Raw genomic sequence first — 18,404 nt, forward strand, 5'->3', positions numbered from 1 at the left:
CCAGGTATTCATCTGCGCCAGCAGCTGCATCAACGATTCGCGGGCAGTGTAGCCATGCGTTTCGCCGGGTAGCGCAGCGTAATTTACACTTGTGCCCCCCAGGCGCTGCAACTCAGCATACAGCTCTTCGGTGCGAGTGGCGAGGCCAGCCGGTAAGCCGTCGAAACCGGCGGGCATTACCAGTAACGGCCGGCGCAGGGTATCGGGCAGTTCGAATGGAGCCAGCGGGACACCTGCGTAATCCAGCGCCAGTTCGGTTGGAGTGCCTTTTTGCTCCTCGCCAAGTAGCCTTACTTGCGCCGACTGGTTGTGCAGACCGGGCAGGGCAATACCGGCCTTAAACAGGCTCGACTCGGCCAACATGCTGGTAGCTAAAGAGGACCCCGGACCCTGCCCCAGCACGACTACCCGGGCAGTATCAATGAAGCCCATCCGGCGACCCTCCGCCAGCGCCGAGTTGGCTGCCTGCGTAAGCTTTTGGGTGTAAGCCGCCGGGGTGGCGGTGTTGCTGGCCGATGGTACCGGCAAGGCCACGCCCTGCAACACGGCGTATCCTTGGGCCGTCCAGTACAGGGGCGAGCCCCAGTTGTATCGGGCAAACGCATGCTGAGAGCCCCGTACCTGGGTAGTGCCAGTACTGTCATAGAACATAGCGGGGCTGACCTCCATAAGCGTTGGCAACGGCCCGTCGGCGGCCTGGTAGCCGGCCGGCAAATACAGCGTCGCCATAACCGCCCGCCCATCGGGACGCTGATAGCGCAGCGGCTGCATGCGCGGCAAGCTACCCAGGCCCGCATAGGAATCGGTAAACTGGGTGATGGCTACCAGCTTTGGGCCAGTGCGCAGGTGGTAGTTAGGGGTCTGCTGGTCCGATTCGCGCTTCGTAATAAAGCTTCGCTTCACGGGATCGATAATGAGTACGGGCTGCTCGTAGTAAGGCGCTTCGGAGCGCCACCAACGCTGGCTGGTGCGGGTACGCACGCTCAACTCATCTATAAAAGGCCGGTCGCCTTCAGACGATGCCCCGGCTCCGAAAAGGTACACGCCGGTGCCACTGCGGTCGGTGAGCAGCACGGGGCGGCCCTGGGCGTTAGGCTGCAGTACCGGGGTGCCGGGGTGGGCATAGGCATTGCGCTCCGGATATTCCAGCAGCGGCTTCTGTAAGGTTTTGGTCAATATATCCAGCGGCCAGACAAACTGTCTGCGGTCCTTCAGGCGGGTGCCTTCTACCAGCACCAGCTGCTCGCTGCCCCAGTATATGCGCCGGAAGCGTGCCGGAAGCGCGACCAATTCACGGGCCGGCTCTTCGAAGGGGGCTGCCAGCGTCAGGAGCTGGTCGCGGACTGGTGCGGCCTGGGCGGGGTTGCCGCCGTCGCGGGCTTCCACCCAGAACAGCGTATTCGGAACATCTTCGCGCCAGCCGAACTCACGCGGGCCGGTTGGTACAGCCCCCAGGCCCTCGGGCAGCGAATCGACGGCGGGCAGATCAGCCAGCTGCTTATCCAGTAGCCCGTCCATGGCCAGTACCTGCACCCGCTGCGGAAAACGGTCGAGCGACAAGGTGGTGGGGTAGGGGCGGCGGTAGCTGCGCACCAGCACAAAGCGTCCATCGGGCGAGGGCGAGGCCTGGGCAATCAGGCCCGGCTGGCCCAGCGGAGCCATGCGCCCATCGAGGCCCACCCGCACCACTTGGCTGAGGGCGTAATAGCCCAGCATCTGCTCTTCTAGCGGAGTTTTAACGGGGTGCTCGTAGCGTCGTTCTGCCTCAGCCGGTGCCGCTACCGGGGCGGCTCCCCGCCCGCCTACTACGGCCCGTACTACCAGGGTTTTGCTATCGGACACCCACTCATAAGGCAGTCCCAATGTTCCGTTCAGGAAAATGTTGGGCACCAGCCGCGCCGAGGCCGAGACTACATCAACCACCCAGAGCTCCAGATGGTCGCGGGTGCTGTGGGTGAAGGCTATTTTAGTGTTATCAGGCGACCATTGCAGGTTGCTGATGCGGGCATTGGCTGGTAGCCCCTGCACCAATAGCTCCAGGCCTTTGGGCAGTTGCCGCAGCCGTAGGGCCCGCACATGGGCCATGCGGCTGCGGCCGCTAACGGCTGTGTTGATGCGCAGCCCGGCAAGGCGTAGTTCTGGCTGGCTTTGGTCGAACACTGTAGGGCGCTCCTGCATATCGAGCTGCAGCAACCACTGGCCGTTGGGCGAGAAGCTGGCCCGGGGCATGGGTGGCGCATCGGCCAGCGCAGCCAAAGGGCGCGGCGGCAGCTGATAGGGCAGTGTCTGGGCCGAGCTTTGGCCTACCATCAGGGCGCTCAGCGCCAGTGTTAAAATATGTACTCTCATCGAAAATGCCACTCACCAGGATACAGCTGCAAAAAACGGCACATTTCACCAGATTTGCTAACGCATTTAATAAATAGCTATCTGTCATGCTATTATAGCGGCCTGAATCCGCTTTTCGTTGAAAGCCAAAAGCCCCGTCAGGATGACGGGGCTTTTAGGGGTAAGATAACAAGTAGGATTTATTTGTTATTTCATTGGTTTGCCAAATGGCGGGTAATCAGTTAGGCAACTGACCCTGAAAGGCAAACGCGGCAACCGGCCGCCGCTGCCGTGGCGCCTGCTCGCGGCTCAGGAAGGGCTCGTCCAGCTGTTCGGCTTGGCCTACGTAACCCAGGGCCAACATTACCACAGGTTGCAGGTCGTCGGGGAGTCCAAACGCTGCCCGGGCTTTATCGGCCTCAAAACCGCCCATAAAGTGGCCATGCAGGCCCAGGGCCGTGGCTTCCAGAATCAGGTGGCTGTTGGCCATGCCCAAATCGTGGAGGGCGACGGCATTTGTTTGCCCATTGGAGTAGGCAGTTTTGGTAAGAGCCAACATAAGCACCGGCGCATGGCGGGCCCAGGGCTGGTTGCCGGGCACCAGGCAGTCGAACAGCTGCCTGAAGGCGGCTTCATCGGTGCGGTGGGCGTAAATGTAGCGCCAGGGCTGCTCGTTCATGGCGCTGGGGGCCCAGGCGGCGGCTTCGAACAGCTGCTGGAGTGCCTGCTCGGGCACGGGCCGGTTAGCAAAGGCGCGGGGGCTCCAGCGCTGTCGGATAACGTCGAGAACGGGGGCAGCAGTGGTGGCCAGCCGGCTTACCGCAGTTTGGTTGCTCATGAATTTGTAAAAGAGGATATGCCTGATTTCGTCGTCGAAGCCATAAGGCGGACTTCTCAACGTACTGGTACCAACTCATGGATTACAGGAAAAACAGCGCAATTACCGTTAATTAAGCGGTTTTACGAATACTATACGGCAGCATATAAACGCCGCAGCTGAAGCCTCGTTGGGGCTTATGTTGCTTGTGCAACACCGTCTTGCCGCAACGAGACTCCAGTTGTTGCGTCACTATAGCACAATGAGCTAGCTGTTTACGAAATTGTTGGTGTCGCGTATCGATGCTTACCGCATCGGCACCTCCAACAGCAGCAGCTGAGCGGTCGAGTCGGCATTGATGGCTACCGATTCGGTTTCCCACAGCCCCAGCGCGTCGCGGCGCTGCAGGGAGTGGCCGCCCACGGTGGCAGTGCCTTCAAGCACAAATACGTACAGGCCGTTGCCCGCTTTTTTCAGTTGATAGTCGGCCGCGTGGCCGGCGTCAAAATCGGCCAGGTGAAACCAGGCATCCTGCTGAATCCAGATGCCCGTATCGTCGGGCGAGGGCGAAACTACCTGCTGAAACTGGTTGTGGCGGTCCTCCGTCCGAAAGCTCTGCTGGTCGTAGCGCGGGGCTACGTTGCGCTGGTTCGGAATAACCCAGATTTGCAGAAATTTTACCTCCTCGGAGTGGCTGTGGTTTTTCTCGCTGTGGGCAATGCCCGTACCGGCACTCATCATCTGCACGTCGCCGCTCCGGATAATGCCGTGGTTGCCGGCATTGTCGCGGTGCTCCAGCGTACCGCTAAGCGGGATGCTGATGATTTCCATGTTGTCGTGGGGGTGGGTGCCGAAGCCCATACCGCCAGCTACGGTGTCATCGTTGAGTACTCGTAGGGCCCCAAAATTCATCCGTTCGGGGTTGTGGTAGCCGCCAAAGCTGAAGCTGTGGTAAGAGTTGAGCCAGCCATGGTTGGCGTGGCCCCGCGAGTCGGCCGGGTGCAGAACGGTTTTCATAAGGCAGAAGTTGGAAGAGTTGCTGATGTAAATATATGTACATACATCTATTATTCCTAAATAGTTTTCTTGACCCACGCACCGCCGGCCAACTCGCCAATCATTAGTGCTCCTGCATCGTCAGGGGTAACGCTACGCGGCTGACCCTTGGCTGTCATCGGCAACAGTACAGTACCCATTGCACACAAGGCGGCCGCTTTGCGTACTTTGCCAGAGCCGTTTTCTCTGCCTGATGCTCCAGTTTCCGTCTGTGCCCGTTGTTTCGCGACTTGCACCCACACCCAGCGGGTTTCTGCACCTAGGCAACGCCGTCAACTTCACGCTCACCTGGCTGCTCACGCGCCGGGCCGGCGGCACGCTGCACCTGCGCATCGACGATTTGGACCGCGCCCGGTTCCGACCTGCTTACCTGGATAACATCTTCCGGACCCTGGAATGGCTGGGCCTCGACTACAACCACGGCCCCAGCGGCCCCGCCGAGTTCGAGCGCCACTACTCGCAGCAGCACCGCCTGGCCGAGTACGAAGCGGCGTTGCAGGCTGCCCGCAACGCCCACCCGGCGCTGTTCTTCGCCTGCCGCTGCTCGCGCACCGAGCTGGCGCGCACCGCCGCACCCGGGGGCCATTACTCCGGTACCTGCCGGGCGCTGGGGCTGCCTTTCGAGGCGTTAGGCCTTGCCTGGCGGGCCCGCGTGCCGGCCGCCACCGCCATATCATGGCCCGATCTGGCGCAGGGCCCGCAACTGGTGGCGCTGGCCGAGGAACTGGGTGATTTCGTGGTGCGCAAAAAGGATGGCGTGGCAGCGTATCAGGTGGCTTCGGTGCTGGACGACCAGAGGCTGGGCGTGAACTTTATTGTGCGCGGCCAGGATTTGCGTGCCAGCACGGCGGCGCAGTTGTGGCTGGCCGAGGTGTTGCCGGAGCAGGCGGGCTTCGCCCAAACCCAATTTCTGCACCACAACCTGCTCCTCGACGATACCGGTCAGAAGCTCTCCAAATCAACCCAAACCAGCCAGCAGCGCGGTATTCTGGCTGAAGGCGCGGCTCCCCAGGTGGTGTACCGTACTGTGGCTACACTGCTGGGGTTGCCGGCCGGGGCAGGCGAATCGTTGGCAACATTGCGGGCGACGCTGCCAGAGCAGAATTTACTTTAAAATACCATTCATTCGTACGAAAAAGGCCTTTCCCGATTGGAAAGGCCTTTTTCGTACGGCAGCCGTAACTGCGAAACAGCTTGTGCAACCAAGCGCTTAGTTGCGGGTCATGAGCAGGTTGCTGCCCAGCTCCGAACTGGGTATGGGCCAGATGTAGGACACAGCCGATGGCAGCACGGCCGGTACTACGCTTTTGGCTGGAATTGGCTGCAACAGGCGCATAATATCGTTGTTGCGCAGGCCTTCGCCCAGGAATTCCAGCCGACGCTCCAGCAGAATGGCATCAACCAATGAGAAAGTACCTGTAAAAGTAGCGGCCGTGTACGCATCGGAGCCGGCGCGCGTATGTACGGCGTTCAGCAACTCTAGGGCCCGAACATTAGCAAGGCCTTCCGTACGAGCCAAGGCTTCTGCCAAATTCAGCAACACTTCCGAGTAGCGGATAACCGGGGCATTATCGGTGTAGGGGGCTGCCGAGGTGCCGCCGTTGCGATATTTGGTGAGGTAGGTGGTAGTGCCTACCCGGGTGGTGAAGCTCGTCAGGCGGGCGTCGGTGGCTTTAAAACGGGTGTTGGCAATAACTCCGGCCGTGTTCAAATTGTACTCGCCGTTGCCGCCCTGGGTGGGGGGCAGGTAGTAGAAGGCCAGCTGATTCTGCGTGCCTGGCTGGTCCTGGGCCGTGAACGGAAACGACAGAATACTTTCCACGCCGTTCTGCTCTGAGGTGAAGACCGCCGCAATAGAGGGGTTCAGGGCGTGCGCGACCCCGGTGCTAGCCCGAAAAGGAGCCGTAGCCGAAACGATTTTATTGCCCTCCCGGATCACATCGGCGTAACGGCCCATGCTCAGGTATACCCGGGTTTTGAGCGCAATAGCGGTGTTCTGGTGCGCCCGCGTAACCGTGTTGGTGGTGGTAACGAGTAAGCTCTCCTCTGCCGCATTAAGGTCTTTCAGAATCTGGTCGTACACTTCGGCTACTGTGCTGCGAGCTAGATTGTTGTTGCCCAGGTCGGTTTCGGCCATCAGGCGTAGCGGCAGGCCTGGCTTTGAGCCGTTGCCATCGGCGTAGGGGCGGGCATAGTATTGCAGCAGCGAGTAGTATGCCAGCGCCCGCAGAAACTGTCCTTCGGCTTTGTAACCGGCAGCTGTAGCCGCAAAATCGGCCGGAAAAGGAGCGGCTGCGAATTTGGAGGTATTGGTTTCGAGGCCCGCCAGCAGCACATTTATCTGGTTGATGGCCTGATAAGCGGCTCCCCACAGGTTGATGACATCATTCTGCGACGCTTCGGTGAGCGTGTGCTGCCACACGGCTACACCGGTCACGCCGTTTGAAGTCCGGTTGATGAAGTCATCGGCCCGGATATCGCCGTAGATTTGGTAACGTCCGCCCAGAAAGGCCCCGGCCTTCATGAAATCATACATGTTGTTCACCTGCAGCAACACGCGCGAGGGCGTATCGAAGGCCACTTCACTGGCCAGCGAAGTTCTGGGTTTCACTTCGAGATTATCTTGGCTGCAGGACGTCAGCAGCCCGAGGCCCAGCGTAGCAGAAAAGGCTCCCAGCGTAAGGATATGTTTGAAAGTCTTCATAAGGACGAAAGGAGTTAGAAGCCAATATTGAAACCGGCGGTGTACGTGCGTGCCTGCCCAACCGAGTTACGGTCTACCCCGGCACCGGTATTGGAGCTGCCGTTGGTCGAAATTTCCGGGTCAATACCCGAGTAGTTGGTCAGCAATGCCGCATTCTGCACCTGAATGTAGAATCGCGCACTGCCCAGCCCCAGCTTTTCTGTCAGACCCGAACCCACGTTGTAGCCCAGGGCTACGTTGCGCAACCGGGCAAAGTCGCCCTTCTCCACGTTGCTCGACATAACCAGCGCCGAGCCGTTCGAAACGTTGTCGCCGTACACTACACGGGGCCACTCGGCATTGCGGTTGTCTTCCGACCACCGGTCTTTGATGTCGGTGGCGTTGTTCCAGAAGCGCTGGTCATGCAAACCAGCTTTCGTCCCGTTGTAGATGTAGTTACCCCCCGAGAACTGAATAAACACCCCTAAATCGAAGTTCTTGTAGCGGAACGTGTTATCGAAGCCGCCATACCAGGTGGGCAGAGTAGGCCCGTAAAACTGCCCGTCGGCCAGTTGCGACGGTGCCGTGGTAACGGCTTGCCCATCTAGGGTAGTCCAGCCGCCTCCCAGGTGGTTGTATTGAACCACCGACCCATCGATGCGGCGAACCAAGCGGCGGCCGTTTTCGGGATTTACTCCCAGTGAGGGAACTGCCAGAATTTCGCCAACCGAGCGCCCGACCACTGTGAAGTTGACCGTTTCCAGGCCGGAAGTGGCCGTGGCAATGCGTGGTACATCGCCCGAAAGGGCCAGTACGCGGTTTTTGAGCGTGGTCAGGTTGGCATTAACCGACCACGAGAAATCTGCCTTTTCGATAATGCCCACGCGCAGGTTCAGTTCTACGCCGGTGTTGCGCATAGAGCCCACGTTGTCAGATATGGCATCGCCCGGAATACCGCGTGAGGGTGCCTGCGGCAGATCAAGAATCAGACCGTCCACATCGTTGCGGTAGTAGGTGACATCTGTCTGCACCCGGTCGTTGAACAGGTTAACAAACAGGCCTATATCGGTCTTCTTGCTCGTTTCCCAGGTTAAGTTGGCGTTACCGGCATTGCTAAAGAAGAAGGTGGCGTTCGGGCCATAGAGGCCGGAGCTGTACAGGTCGCGCGACACGAAGTCACCGATACCCTGGTTGTTGCCTACTTCGCCGTAGCTGCCCGTCACTTTAAAAAGGCTCACGTTATTGCTCAGGAAAGTCGAGTTTTTCCAGAAATCCTCCTCCGACAGCACGTAGCCCAGCGATGCCCCATAAAAGTTGCCCCACTTTTCGCTGCCCCACGCCGAGTAGCCGTCGCGCCGGGCGTTGAAGGTGGCCAGGTATTTACGGTTGTAATTGTAGTTGAGACGACCGAAATAAGACATCAGGAAGTTCTCACCCTGGAAATTACCAGCCGCTGCGATGTTCAGGTAGCCACCTTGGAAAGTGGTAAAGAACGGATCGGCCACGCCAGTACGGCTTGCGCCCCAGCGGTCGATGTTAGTGCGCTGATACTCCGCCCCGACCAGTGCCGAGAAGTTGTGTTTTTCAGCCAGCGACACGTCGTACTGGGCCGTATTCTGCCAGTTCCAGCGCTTGTTGGTGCGGTAGTAGTTGATAGCTTGGCCGGCTACGCTGAAGCCGTCGCCAGCCAGCGAAGTGGAGTACGACTTGTCTTCAAATGCAATGTTGTAGATGCCATAGGAGGTGCGTAGGTTCAGGCCTTTAACCGGCTCCAGGTTGGCATATACACTTCCCTGAATCTCGTTGCCCTCCGACTCGAAGTAGTTGTTGGCCAAGTCGACCACCGGGTTATAGAAGCCCGGCAATAGCGGCGAGCCGTTGGGCGTAGCCGCCGAGAAAGAGGTCGGGTTGATATTGTTGCCCGCCCCGATTCCGGCACCGTTTGTATTTGGCGTACCATCGGGGTTGAAGGGTGCAATGTTGGGGGGCAACACCAGAGGCAGGCGGCCCAGGCCGGCAGTTCCGAAAGCCCCGTCGCCAACCGAGCCCGAGTTGGGCGAAGCCGTGCGCGAGTTGGTGTAGCCCACACGCGAGCCCACCGTGAGGCGTGAGAATACCTTGTGGTCGATATTCAGGCGGGCCGAGCCGCGCTTGAACGTGTTGTTCTTCAGCATCCCCTTCTGGTCGGTGTACCCAACCGAGGTATAGTAGGTGGTTTTCTCGGTACCCCCGCTGAAGTTGACATTGTTGGAAGTGGAGAAGCCCGTGCGGTAGATGTAGTCGTACCAGCGCGTATCAACCGGGTTGCCAGCGTCGTCGAGCGTGGGCCGGAAGCCCTCGATGGCCGTGGGGGCCAGCCCCAGGGCCACGCGGTTGGCGTTGAGGTTGCGCACGGCCTCGTTTTTCGTATCCATGTAGTCCGCGGCATTCATCACGTCGAGGAGGCGCACGGGAGTGGTAAGGCCCGCCCACGAATCGAGGGAGATTTTGCTTTGTCCGCGCCGGCCCTTTTTAGTCGTTACTAGTACCACGCCGCCAGCTGCGCGCGAGCCATAAATGGCCGTTGCCGAAGCATCCTTAAGCACTTCCACGCTCTCAATATCGTTAGGATTGATATTGCTGAGCGGGTTGTTGGGCACACTGCCCACGGCCGAGCTATTGCCGCTGAAGGCCGGAATGCCATCGATAACGTAGAGCGGGGCTGAACTCAAGCTGATAGAGTTTACGCCCCGGATACGCACAACGGGCGGCGCGTTGAGCACTCCATTGGGCGTAGTGATATTTACGCCTGCTGCCTGCCCCTGCAATGCCTGCTCGAAGCTTTGCACGGGCTTGTTGGCAATTTTGGCGGCACTTATAGTCGCAACTGAACCCGTCAGGTCGCGCCGCGACTGGGTGCCGTAGCCTACTACCACTACTTCATTGAGCGCCTTGGAATCGGCGACCAGCGTTGTACTAACGGTGCTGCTACTGCCAACAGGCTGCTCGACGCTGCTGTAACCAATGGAGGAGAAAACCAGGGTGCCGCCACCTGCCGGTACCGACAAACTGTAGGAGCCATTTGCGTCGGAGGAAGCACCATTTGAAGTTCCTTTTACCAGGACCGTTACGCCGGGTAGCCCTTCGCCGCTGGAGCGGTCGGTTACCCGGCCGGTAATAGTGCGGTTCTGAGCCTGTGCCATAGTCCCCGATAGAGACAATAAAGCTACAGTTGAAAGCAATAAAGTTCTTTTCATGCAAAAGCAGCAAAAGTGGTGGAAAGATGACTTTGGTCGTATTTCTATTTCACCAAAGAATGCAGCAATATGCTATGTAAATTCTTATATATAGCTAAAAAATTATCTATTTATTTTTTTAAACCGCTTATGAATGAAATATAGATGATTTATATACTTCCAATAAGGCCCCATGGCAAGCAAGCCATCAGTATTTTCCGGAATGGATTGATGGCTGATTAATCAAGAAACTTACAAGAGGCGTCTACCTCAGCTCCTTCTTGAACTCTTCGGCCCAATGGTCGGCGAGGCGGGTGGGCTCGGGCAGCTTGTAGCCGCGCAGGCAGGCCAGCGTGAGGCGGGTGGCGGTGGCTTGGTCGCAACGATGGCCGGGGCTTACGAATAGGGGCTTCACCTTGTCTTTGCTACGGATGACCTGGCCCAGCAGCTCGCCGTTTTTGTCGGTGAGCGGCGTGATGCTGCCTTTGGAAAGAGCTGGCTCCTCGTAAAGACCTGTGAGGCGCTGTTTGGCCACCCCAAATGTGGGCACATCAAGCTCGACCCCCAGGTGAGCCGCAATACCCATGCGGCGCGGGTGGGCAATGCCGTGGCCGTCGACCATAATGATATCGGGCTGGCGGCGCAGCTTTTCGTAGGCTCGCAGCAGGTTGGGCACTTCGCGGAACGAGAGCAGCCCGGGAATGTAGGGAAGCGGCACGGGCCCGACGTGGTACACCTTTTCGATAAAACCCAACGACGGCAGCTCCAGCACCACAAACACCGACAGCACCGTGTCGGGCGTCGGAAACGAGGAGTCGCAGCCGGCAATGTAGCGCAGCTCGCTGGTGGGTGGCTCCAAGCGAACCTGGTTGCGCAGCTGGTCCTGCAGCTGGGTGAACTCGCGCACCAACTGCGGGTCGGGGGCGGGGCCGGGCGGGCGGAAGTAGGCCATGTACGGGAAGGAGTCGGGGTGAAAATGGTGTACTGCCGGCGTGGGCGCGGGGTTGTATTAGGCTGTTGGGCTGGCGCATCAAAGCCTGTATGAAACGTGCTCATGCAAACCGCAGACGGACTTCGCAGAAACCCACCACGGCCGGGGCCGTTCATGCAGGAAACCCTTTTATCGATTGCTATGCCTAAGCCCGAACAACCCGCCAGCACCGGCAGTGGCCCATATTTCGAGCGGCGCTACTGGATAGATATCCAGCATCCGCGCCAGCCAGCCGACACACTGCTTCGCCATATCGAGTGCCATCTGCCCGATTTTTCCTCCGATTTGTTGGCCGATTTTGAGAAGTCGAGGGGCACAGAAGGGGGACTGGAAGTAGGCGACGAGTATAGCATCAAGATTCTGGGTCCCTGGAACGGTGAGGTGCGCGTAACGGAGGCCAGTACAGATTTCTTTGAGCTGACTACGCTGGAAAGTCACCCCGAGGCCGGTCGCATCCGCTTCTCGCTACGGCCTCACGCCACACTGCCCGATACGGTGCGCTTTGAAATCCACTCCTGGGCCCGCTCGCGCGACGGGCTGGTGGCCTTCACCTACGACACGCTGGGCCTGGGCCGGCGGGTACAGCAGCAAACCTGGGAGGTGTTCTGCCAGCGGGTGGCCGATTTCAGCGGTGGCCTTTGGCTAGGCCCGGTGCAGGTGGAAACGATTAAGGATGGGAAGGGAGAAGTGGATTAGCTCCGCATGACCCGTTTCCCACGTTCATCCACACTCCCCGCATCAACGCCATGCCCACCCGCTCCGCCCTTACTGCCCGCCAGCAGGCCCGCCTGGCCGCTTACACCAATGCGGGCTACAACTTCGACCCCGACCAGTTGGCCGATTATACCGCCGCCACCGGCTGGCGCATGGATGACTACGAAACCGAGCTGCCATCCGAAGCGCCCGGCCCGCCGGAGGAGCGCGGCTCCTGGGCCGCCGCCCGCGAAGTGCTACGCCGCTACTCGTTTCCGCCGCCCGGCCTTATCAGTGGCATTTTTCTGCCCGACCAGCCCCTGGCCGAGCGCGTAATGGTGCTGCAGGCCCGGTTTCTGGGCTTCTCGTTCTGGTTTGGTGTGCGCATCGGGGGCGTAACGGACGAAATCCGAACATTACCCGACGGGTGCCAGGAGCAGGTGTGGGGCTATAACTACCGCACCCTTGAAGGCCACTTCGAGCGGGGGCAAATTGAATTCGTGGTGCATAAAGACCTGACCACCGGCCGCGTGTGGTGTCACATCCACGCTGTGTCGCAAACCGGCCGCATTCGTAACCCCTTCTACTGGTTGGGCTTTAAGCTATTCGGTCGCCGGTTGCAAGTGCGCTTCTCCCGTCAGTCGTTGGAGCGGCTGAAGGAGCAGGTGGAGCAGATGCTACGCGAAGGCTGGCAGGTGCCGGCGGCAGCCGGCCCGACAGTGCAGCCCATTTCGGCCGACGAAGACGCGCAGCAGCAACTCGACAAAAACAAGGAGTAGCAACCGTCCCATTATTCTGAGCAGCGCGGAGGACCCATCGGGAAGCCAACCACTAGATGCGGCTTGTCGATGGGTCGTTCGCGCTGCTCAGGATGATGGGTTTTGTGATTAGGCCTCTGCTGCCGGCTCGCCACCATTAATCATGGCCGATACCAAGCCAGGCTCGTCGGTTACTTCAGACCGGAAGACGCCCAGAATGTGGGCCACTACGAAGGCAATAACGGCGTACATGGTGTACTCGTGGATAGTTTCGGATACCTCTTTAATGGGCTCCAAGTAATCTTCAAACACCAGTGCCAGGCCCGTAACCACCATCACGGCCAGAATAATGTAGAACGCGCGGTAGCTGTAGCGCACCCACCGGGCTTTGGTGGCCCCCGCCTCGCCCCGCGCCTCGCGTGCCTTGATAGCCGCAATTTTGGCCACCGTGCGCTGGCCCCCTCGCTGCCGGAAGCTCACAACCACCCGAAACGCCAGCAAACACGAAATGGCAATGCCCACCCAAATGTGCCAGTCCCAGATGCGGTGCGAAACGATGCGGGTGAGTCCGCGCAGTTCCTGGGCCGGCAGGTTCACACCTTTCTCGGCCAGCACCTGGCTGAACTCGGGCGCCAGCGTCTTCACCTTCACGATGACGAACATAAACAGGATCGTCATCAGCTGAAACAGCACCAAGCCCGAGTTGGCCCAATGCCAGATGCGCAGACCCAACGAGTTGTGCTTAGCAACAGCAGAGGTGGTAGAGGGAGTGGAAACAGGCTGAACAGCGGCCATACTATGAGCAGAAAGGGTAGGGAAATATTTGCCTGGGGAAGGTACGCTAGGGCCGGCATATTTTCGGCCATAGGCTTTTCAAAATAGCGGCTGCGTAACAATTAACGGTCGCCTGTAGTTATGCTACCCACGTCCGGGGCCCACTGTCCCGGCCGCTTATTCCGCTTGTTATGACTTCAGCCCAAGGCTACGCCGCTCCTGCCGCCAACGAACCCCTTGCCCCCTTCAGCTTCGAGCGCCGCGACGTGGGCCCCCACGATGTACGCATGGACATTCTGTTCTGCGGCGTCTGCCACTCCGACATCCATCAGGCCCGCAACGAGTGGGGCAGCTCGATGTTTCCGATGGTGCCCGGCCATGAAATTGTGGGCCGCGTAACCGAGGTTGGCGCCCACGTAAAGAACTTTAAAGTAGGCGATTTGGCCGGTGTTGGCTGTATGGTCGACTCGTGCCAGCATTGCGCCGAGTGCAACGAGGGCCTGGAGCAGTACTGCGACAACGGCTTCGTGGGCACCTATACCAGCAAAGACAAAGACGGCTCGGTAACCCAGGGCGGCTACTCGAACAATATCGTGGTAACCGAGAAATTCGTGCTCCGCGTGTCCGAAAAGCTCGATCTGGCCCGCGTGGCCCCGCTGTTGTGCGCCGGCATTACCACTTGGTCGCCGCTGCGCCAGTGGAACGCCAAGAAGGGCGACCGGGTAGCCGTAATCGGACTCGGCGGCTTGGGCCACATGGCCGTGAAATTCGCCGCCGCCATGGGCTGCGAAGTAACCGTGCTCAGCACCTCGCCCGACAAGGAGGCCGACGCCAAAGCTCTCGGTGCCCACAAATTTGTGGTAACCAAGGAGAAAGGCGCGATGGAAGGCATCGGCAACTACTTCGACCTGATTATCAACACCGTGTCGGCCCCCATCGACCTGATGCCCTACGTGGCCAGCCTGCGCCTCGACGGCACCATGGTGCTGCTCGGCGTACCGCCCGAGCCGGCCCAGTTGCACGCGTTCAATCTCATCAGTAAGCGCCGCCGCATTGCCGGCTCGCTCATCGGCGGTATCCAGGAAACCCAAGAAATGCTGGACTTCTGCGCCGAGCACAACGTGATGAGCGACGTGGAAGTTATCAACATCGACTACATCAACGAGGCCTACGAGCGCATGATGAAGTCCGATGTGAAGTACCGCTTCGTAATCGACATGGAGAGCCTAAAAGGGTAATCTTGTGAGCTGTAAGCGGTCAGCTACAAGCTAACCGTCTGAATAAAAAGGGCCCTACGTCACCTGAGCAATACGTTCAGGTGACGTAGGGCCCTTTTTAGTTGACTCAGTGCTTGCGCGAGAGGCTGTAGCGCGAAGCTTCCGCTTCGCGTACCGTTGCTGACTTCCGAACGACGCCGTTCAACGATACACGAAGCGGAAGATTTGTGCTACAGGCTCTCGAGCCTTTCGTATTTCTACAACTTCCCGAAAACGTACGAATCGGCTTCCACGTAGTCGTTGGCGCGCATTTCCAGGGATTTTACGCGGCCGTTTTCTACCTCGAACTTAGCCGGTAGCACCCCGAACACGAGGTCGGAGTAGGTGGCGCGGAACTCCTGGCCGTCCATGTAATCGAGGGTGGCGGTGAGGCCGGGGTGGGTGGGCAGCGTCACGAGTAGCTGCTTGCCTTTCTGGGTGACTTGGATGCGGCCGAAAAGTGGGTTATCGAACTCGCCCACGTAGGCTTTGAGGGGCAGCGGGGCCTTGGCCTTTTTGGCCACGCGGGCGGCCAGGGCCAGCGTGGGGTCGGGGCCGGCCGCCAGCTCGCCGGCGCGGCGGCGGGCCAGCAGCTGGGCACTCCGGTCAATGTATGGCACGCCCAGGTAGGCGTCGAGAATCTGGTAGCGTAGGGCCTCAAAGAAACTCTGGTTGTCGTTGTTGGTGAGCACAGCCAGGCCCAGGCCGGCCTCGGGCACGAAGCATACGTTGCTCACCTGCCCCGAAGCGCCGCCCGTGTGCCAGTACACCTGCCGGCCATTGTAGTCGGCCGACTCAACGCCCAGCGCGTAGGTCACGAAATGCGTTGGAAACAGCGGCGACTTGCGGCTGCTGATGATGGTATTGGCGTCGCGGGTTTTGCGCAGGGCTGCCCAGGGCAGCACCTGCCGGCCCTCATAACGGCCACTATCGAGCTGGAAACGCAGCCAGTGACTCAGGTCCGTGACGTTGGAGGCCATGCTAGCGCAAGGGCCCATGTTGTCCCAGTTGTCGAACTGTACCTTGGCCAGCGGCCCGAACGTGTTGGAATAGGCCGTGGCAATATTGGGCTGCTTGGCAAACTCCAGCGACGAAACATAGGTGCTTTTCATGCCCAGCGGCTGCAGTAGGTTCTGGCGCACGTAGTCTTCCCAGCTCGTGCCGGTAACGGCTGGAATCACCTCGCCGGCCGCCACAAAGCCCGAGTTGCAGTAGCCGTAGTCCTTGCGGAACTCGCGGGTGGGCTGCATCAGCCGCATCTTACTCACAATGTCGGCCCGCTCTAGGTTGGATTTAAAGAAGCTGAAGTCGCCCTGAAACGTTTTAAAGCCCAGGTGATGGCTCAACAGGTCGCGCACCGTAACGAGTTGGGTGCTCGTGGAATCGTAGAGCCGGAAGTCGGGCAGGTACTTGGTCACCCGGTCGTCGAGGCTGATTTTCTTTTCGCCATCGAGCTTGGCCAGCGCCGTGCCGGTGAACAGCTTGGTGTTGGAGGCAATCATGAACAGCGTCTGTTCGTCCACCAGGGCTGGTTTGCTCACTTCGCGCACGCCGTAGCCCTTCTGCACCACCGTCTGCCCGTCCTTCACCACCACCACGGCCAGCCCCGGAATGTTCCACTGGCGCATGCCGCGCCGCACGTAACTGTCGAGGCTATCGGTGAGGAAGCGGTTGGTAGTTATCGGGGCCGTTGTTTGTGCGTGAGCCGCGGTAGTTGCGCCCAGTAGCAGAGCAGCGGCGGTTATTCGGAGGAAAGTAGGGGTGGACATCGAGGGGCTGGTGGGATTTGGGGGTAAAAGAACGTCATGCTGAGCGAAGCCGTAGCATCTCTACCACATCGTTGTAAAAGTAACTCCTAGTGATTGAGTTTACCATTGCAACGAAGCGGTAGAAATGCTTCGGCAAGCTCAGCATGACGTTCTTTTATCCAGTCGCTCCAGCTACTCCTTGTCCACCGGAAACTCAAACTCGCCTTCCAGCGTGAAGCGCCGGGCGCCTCGACCTACTTCGCAGACCTGGCAGCGGTAAGTACCGCGTATCCAATGCCGCTCGGCATTCACGCCCGTAATCACCACCTGGCCGGGGTTGTCGGAGCACGATTTGGAATAGGCCGATATGGCGTTGTAGCGGTAGGAGGCGTCGCGGTTGCGACCACTCAGGATTTCCTGGAATTTGTAGGTGTCGACTTTGATAGGAAACCGGTCGATGATGATGTTGAGCCCCTGCCCATCAGGGTCGTCGGCGCGCACGATGTTGAGGCGCAACGCCCGGTCTTCGCTAAGAAAAAAACGTGAGCTAAGCGTATCAGCGGGCACGTTTTTGCCATCGATGCGCAGCGTGAGGTGACGAACAGGTGCAGCCGGGGGCGCGGAAGGGGTAACGGGGGCGGCTCCCAGCAACGGCAGCAGCAACAGTGGAAGAAAGCGTTTCATGGAAGCGAAGGGAACAAGAACCAGCCCAGAAACTACGGAAAAGCTAACTGTTGCCCGATGTATAGGTGCAATATCTTGCGTCTCGTAGTTGCTGAGGCTGAACGATGCGTTGCTAACGTTGACCGTCCCCACATTTTCGGTTTTATCTGGCGTCGTCGTTCAACATCAGCAATGAGGAGACGCATTGGGTTGCGTCTCTACAGCTGCACGCCGAATTTCTGGCCCAAACTCTCCAGGTCGCGCAACACCGGGTCCAGCAACGGAATACCACCCAGCAGGCGCACGGCAGCGGTTTCGCGCTCCGGGTCGCCGGGGATGAGCACGCGCTGGCCGGGCGTGGCGCGGGCGGCCCGGAAGGTGGTAATCCAGTTATCCATGTCGGCCTTGAACTCGGCGGCGGGCCGGAAGGCATCGACCCGCATGGCCCCGAAAAAGTGCCCCAGCCCCAGCCCCACGGGGTTGGCGGCTGGCTGCAGAAACGCTACGAACGGTGGCACCCAGGGTCCGTAATTGGCCCCACTAAGCACGGCCGAAAAAATATCGACCACCGCGCCCAGCCCGTAGCCTTTGTGCGAGCCGGTAGCTCCGCCCAGTGGCAGGAGCGCGCCGCCGTTTTTCACGGTGTTGGGGTCGGTCGAGCCCGCACCGGCTGCATCCTGGGCCCAGCCTTCGGGAATGGGTTGCTGCTTGCGCTGGGCAATTTCGAGCTTGCCGTTGGCGGCGGTAGTCGTGGCCATGTCGAGCACGAAATCGGGCTGCTGGTCGGCGGGCACGGCCACGGCAATGGGGTTGGTGCCCAGCAGCCGCTCCAGCGAGTGGGTGGGCGCTACCAGGGGCGAGGCGTTGGTCATGGCAATGCCAATCATGTCGTGGGCCAACGGCAGCATGGCGTGGTAGCCGGCAATGCCGAAGTGGTTGGAGTTCTTCACCGAAACCCAGCCGGTGCCCACCTGCCGGGCCTTTTCCATGGCCACGCGCATAGCCCGCGGGCCTACTACCAGCCCCAGTCCCCCGTCGCCGTCCACCACGGCGGTGCTGGGCGTTTCGTAGGTGACGCCCACCCGCGGGGTGGCGTTAATGCGGCCGGCTTCCCAGAGGCGCACGTAGCCAATCAGTCGGGCCACGCCGTGCGAATCCACCCCCCGCAAATCGGCCGACAGCAGCGTCTCGGTGGCCAGCAGGGCGTCCTCATCGGGGCAGCCCATAGCCCGGAATACAGATTCGGCAAAGGCGAAAAGCTGCTGGTAGGGAAGGGTAGTGGTCATGGATGGGAAGGTAATAAGTAGGGGCGGGGCTTGTCCCCGCCCGCCGCTCGCACCAGTTCAACGGTGCTGTTCAGTGACGCATGTGGCGGGGGGGGGCTGTTCCCCCCCCCCCCCACCTTTCCGGAATTTTAGCATT

The 18,404-nt window shown here is 59.8% G+C and carries 14 protein-coding genes; 4 read left to right on the plus strand and 10 right to left on the minus strand.

Features of this window, described 5'->3' with window-relative positions:
• The 3 genes from HW556_RS15545 to HW556_RS15555 form a co-directional block, all read right to left on the minus strand.
• Positions 1-2,349, minus strand: a 2,349-nt coding sequence (locus HW556_RS15545; protein ID WP_176901035.1) for a S9 family peptidase, incomplete at its 3' end; no start/stop codon positions are given.
• Positions 2,350-2,566: 217 nt separating this feature from the next.
• On the minus strand, positions 2,567-3,166 hold the full coding sequence (locus HW556_RS15550) for a nitroreductase family protein (protein WP_176901036.1): 600 nt from the start codon (positions 3,164-3,166) through the stop codon (positions 2,567-2,569).
• 285 nt (positions 3,167-3,451) lie between these two features.
• Positions 3,452-4,162, minus strand: a complete 711-nt coding sequence (locus HW556_RS15555) for a pirin family protein (RefSeq protein WP_176901037.1) — start codon at positions 4,160-4,162, stop codon at positions 3,452-3,454.
• A gap of 232 nt (positions 4,163-4,394) precedes the next feature.
• On the opposite strand from HW556_RS15555, the gene HW556_RS15560 reads away from it, so the two are divergent.
• Positions 4,395-5,315 (plus strand): glutamate--tRNA ligase family protein, encoded by a 921-nt coding sequence (locus HW556_RS15560; protein ID WP_176901038.1) that lies wholly within the window; start codon positions 4,395-4,397, stop codon positions 5,313-5,315.
• A 96-nt stretch (positions 5,316-5,411) separates the two neighbouring features.
• On the opposite strand, the gene HW556_RS15565 is transcribed toward HW556_RS15560, so the two are convergent.
• From HW556_RS15565 to nfi, 3 genes are all read right to left on the minus strand, one after another.
• Positions 5,412-6,905, minus strand: coding sequence for a RagB/SusD family nutrient uptake outer membrane protein (locus HW556_RS15565; RefSeq protein WP_176901039.1), 1,494 nt, complete (start codon positions 6,903-6,905; stop codon positions 5,412-5,414).
• A gap of 14 nt (positions 6,906-6,919) precedes the next feature.
• Positions 6,920-10,066, minus strand: coding sequence for a SusC/RagA family TonB-linked outer membrane protein (locus tag HW556_RS15570; RefSeq protein ID WP_246289679.1), 3,147 nt, complete (start codon positions 10,064-10,066; stop codon positions 6,920-6,922).
• A gap of 298 nt (positions 10,067-10,364) precedes the next feature.
• Complete coding sequence (nfi, locus tag HW556_RS15575) at positions 10,365-11,051, minus strand: deoxyribonuclease V (protein ID WP_176901041.1); 687 nt, start codon at positions 11,049-11,051, stop codon at positions 10,365-10,367.
• 180 nt (positions 11,052-11,231) lie between these two features.
• Here nfi and HW556_RS15580 point away from each other — a divergent pair, with 180 nt between their 5' ends.
• Positions 11,232-11,786 (plus strand): DUF1990 family protein, encoded by a 555-nt coding sequence (locus HW556_RS15580; protein ID WP_246289680.1) that lies wholly within the window; start codon positions 11,232-11,234, stop codon positions 11,784-11,786.
• 50 nt (positions 11,787-11,836) lie between these two features.
• The gene (locus HW556_RS15585) at positions 11,837-12,562 is read left to right on the plus strand and encodes a DUF1990 domain-containing protein (RefSeq protein WP_176901042.1); all 726 of its coding nucleotides are present in this window, start codon (positions 11,837-11,839) and stop codon (positions 12,560-12,562) included.
• A gap of 108 nt (positions 12,563-12,670) precedes the next feature.
• On the opposite strand, the gene HW556_RS15590 is transcribed toward HW556_RS15585, so the two are convergent.
• A complete protein-coding gene (locus HW556_RS15590; protein ID WP_176901043.1) occupies positions 12,671-13,336 on the minus strand; it encodes a cytochrome b/b6 domain-containing protein in 666 nt (221 codons plus the stop codon).
• A gap of 170 nt (positions 13,337-13,506) precedes the next feature.
• Between HW556_RS15590 and HW556_RS15595 the strand changes: the two genes are divergently transcribed.
• Entirely contained in the window at positions 13,507-14,553 is a 1,047-nt protein-coding gene (locus HW556_RS15595) for an NAD(P)-dependent alcohol dehydrogenase (protein ID WP_176901044.1), read from the plus strand.
• A 236-nt stretch (positions 14,554-14,789) separates the two neighbouring features.
• On the opposite strand, the gene HW556_RS15600 is transcribed toward HW556_RS15595, so the two are convergent.
• The 3 genes from HW556_RS15600 to HW556_RS15610 form a co-directional block, all read right to left on the minus strand.
• Positions 14,790-16,340 (minus strand): serine hydrolase, encoded by a 1,551-nt coding sequence (locus HW556_RS15600; protein WP_176901045.1) that lies wholly within the window; start codon positions 16,338-16,340, stop codon positions 14,790-14,792.
• Between the two features lie 171 nt (positions 16,341-16,511).
• Positions 16,512-17,003 carry a hypothetical protein gene (locus HW556_RS15605; protein WP_176901046.1) on the minus strand — a complete coding sequence of 164 codons (492 nt, stop codon included), beginning with the start codon at positions 17,001-17,003 and terminating at the stop codon, positions 16,512-16,514.
• A 197-nt stretch (positions 17,004-17,200) separates the two neighbouring features.
• Positions 17,201-18,268 carry an Ldh family oxidoreductase gene (locus HW556_RS15610; RefSeq protein WP_176901047.1) on the minus strand — a complete coding sequence of 356 codons (1,068 nt, stop codon included), beginning with the start codon at positions 18,266-18,268 and terminating at the stop codon, positions 17,201-17,203.
• Between the last annotated feature and the right edge of the window lie 136 nt (positions 18,269-18,404).

It is taken from the genome of Hymenobacter terrestris (genome assembly GCF_013377905.1).
GTDB classification, from domain to species: domain Bacteria; phylum Bacteroidota; class Bacteroidia; order Cytophagales; family Hymenobacteraceae; genus Hymenobacter; species Hymenobacter terrestris.

Coding starts and splice junctions, on each gene's coding strand:
- HW556_RS15560 (WP_176901038.1), top strand. CDS start 4,395: ATGCTCCAGTTTCCGTCTGTGCCCGTTGTTTCGCGACTTGCACCCACA.
- HW556_RS15600 (WP_176901045.1), bottom strand. CDS start 16,340: ATGTCCACCCCTACTTTCCTCCGAATAACCGCCGCTGCTCTGCTACTG.
- HW556_RS15555 (WP_176901037.1), bottom strand. CDS start 4,162: ATGAAAACCGTTCTGCACCCGGCCGACTCGCGGGGCCACGCCAACCAT.
- HW556_RS15550 (WP_176901036.1), bottom strand. CDS start 3,166: ATGAGCAACCAAACTGCGGTAAGCCGGCTGGCCACCACTGCTGCCCCC.
- HW556_RS15605 (WP_176901046.1), bottom strand. CDS start 17,003: ATGAAACGCTTTCTTCCACTGTTGCTGCTGCCGTTGCTGGGAGCCGCC.
- HW556_RS15570 (WP_246289679.1), bottom strand. CDS start 10,066: ATGGCACAGGCTCAGAACCGCACTATTACCGGCCGGGTAACCGACCGC.
- HW556_RS15595 (WP_176901044.1), top strand. CDS start 13,507: ATGACTTCAGCCCAAGGCTACGCCGCTCCTGCCGCCAACGAACCCCTT.
- HW556_RS15590 (WP_176901043.1), bottom strand. CDS start 13,336: ATGGCCGCTGTTCAGCCTGTTTCCACTCCCTCTACCACCTCTGCTGTT.
- HW556_RS15585 (WP_176901042.1), top strand. CDS start 11,837: ATGCCCACCCGCTCCGCCCTTACTGCCCGCCAGCAGGCCCGCCTGGCC.
- HW556_RS15565 (WP_176901039.1), bottom strand. CDS start 6,905: ATGAAGACTTTCAAACATATCCTTACGCTGGGAGCCTTTTCTGCTACG.
- nfi (WP_176901041.1), bottom strand. CDS start 11,051: ATGGCCTACTTCCGCCCGCCCGGCCCCGCCCCCGACCCGCAGTTGGTG.
- HW556_RS15580 (WP_246289680.1), top strand. CDS start 11,232: ATGCCTAAGCCCGAACAACCCGCCAGCACCGGCAGTGGCCCATATTTC.
- HW556_RS15610 (WP_176901047.1), bottom strand. CDS start 18,268: ATGACCACTACCCTTCCCTACCAGCAGCTTTTCGCCTTTGCCGAATCT.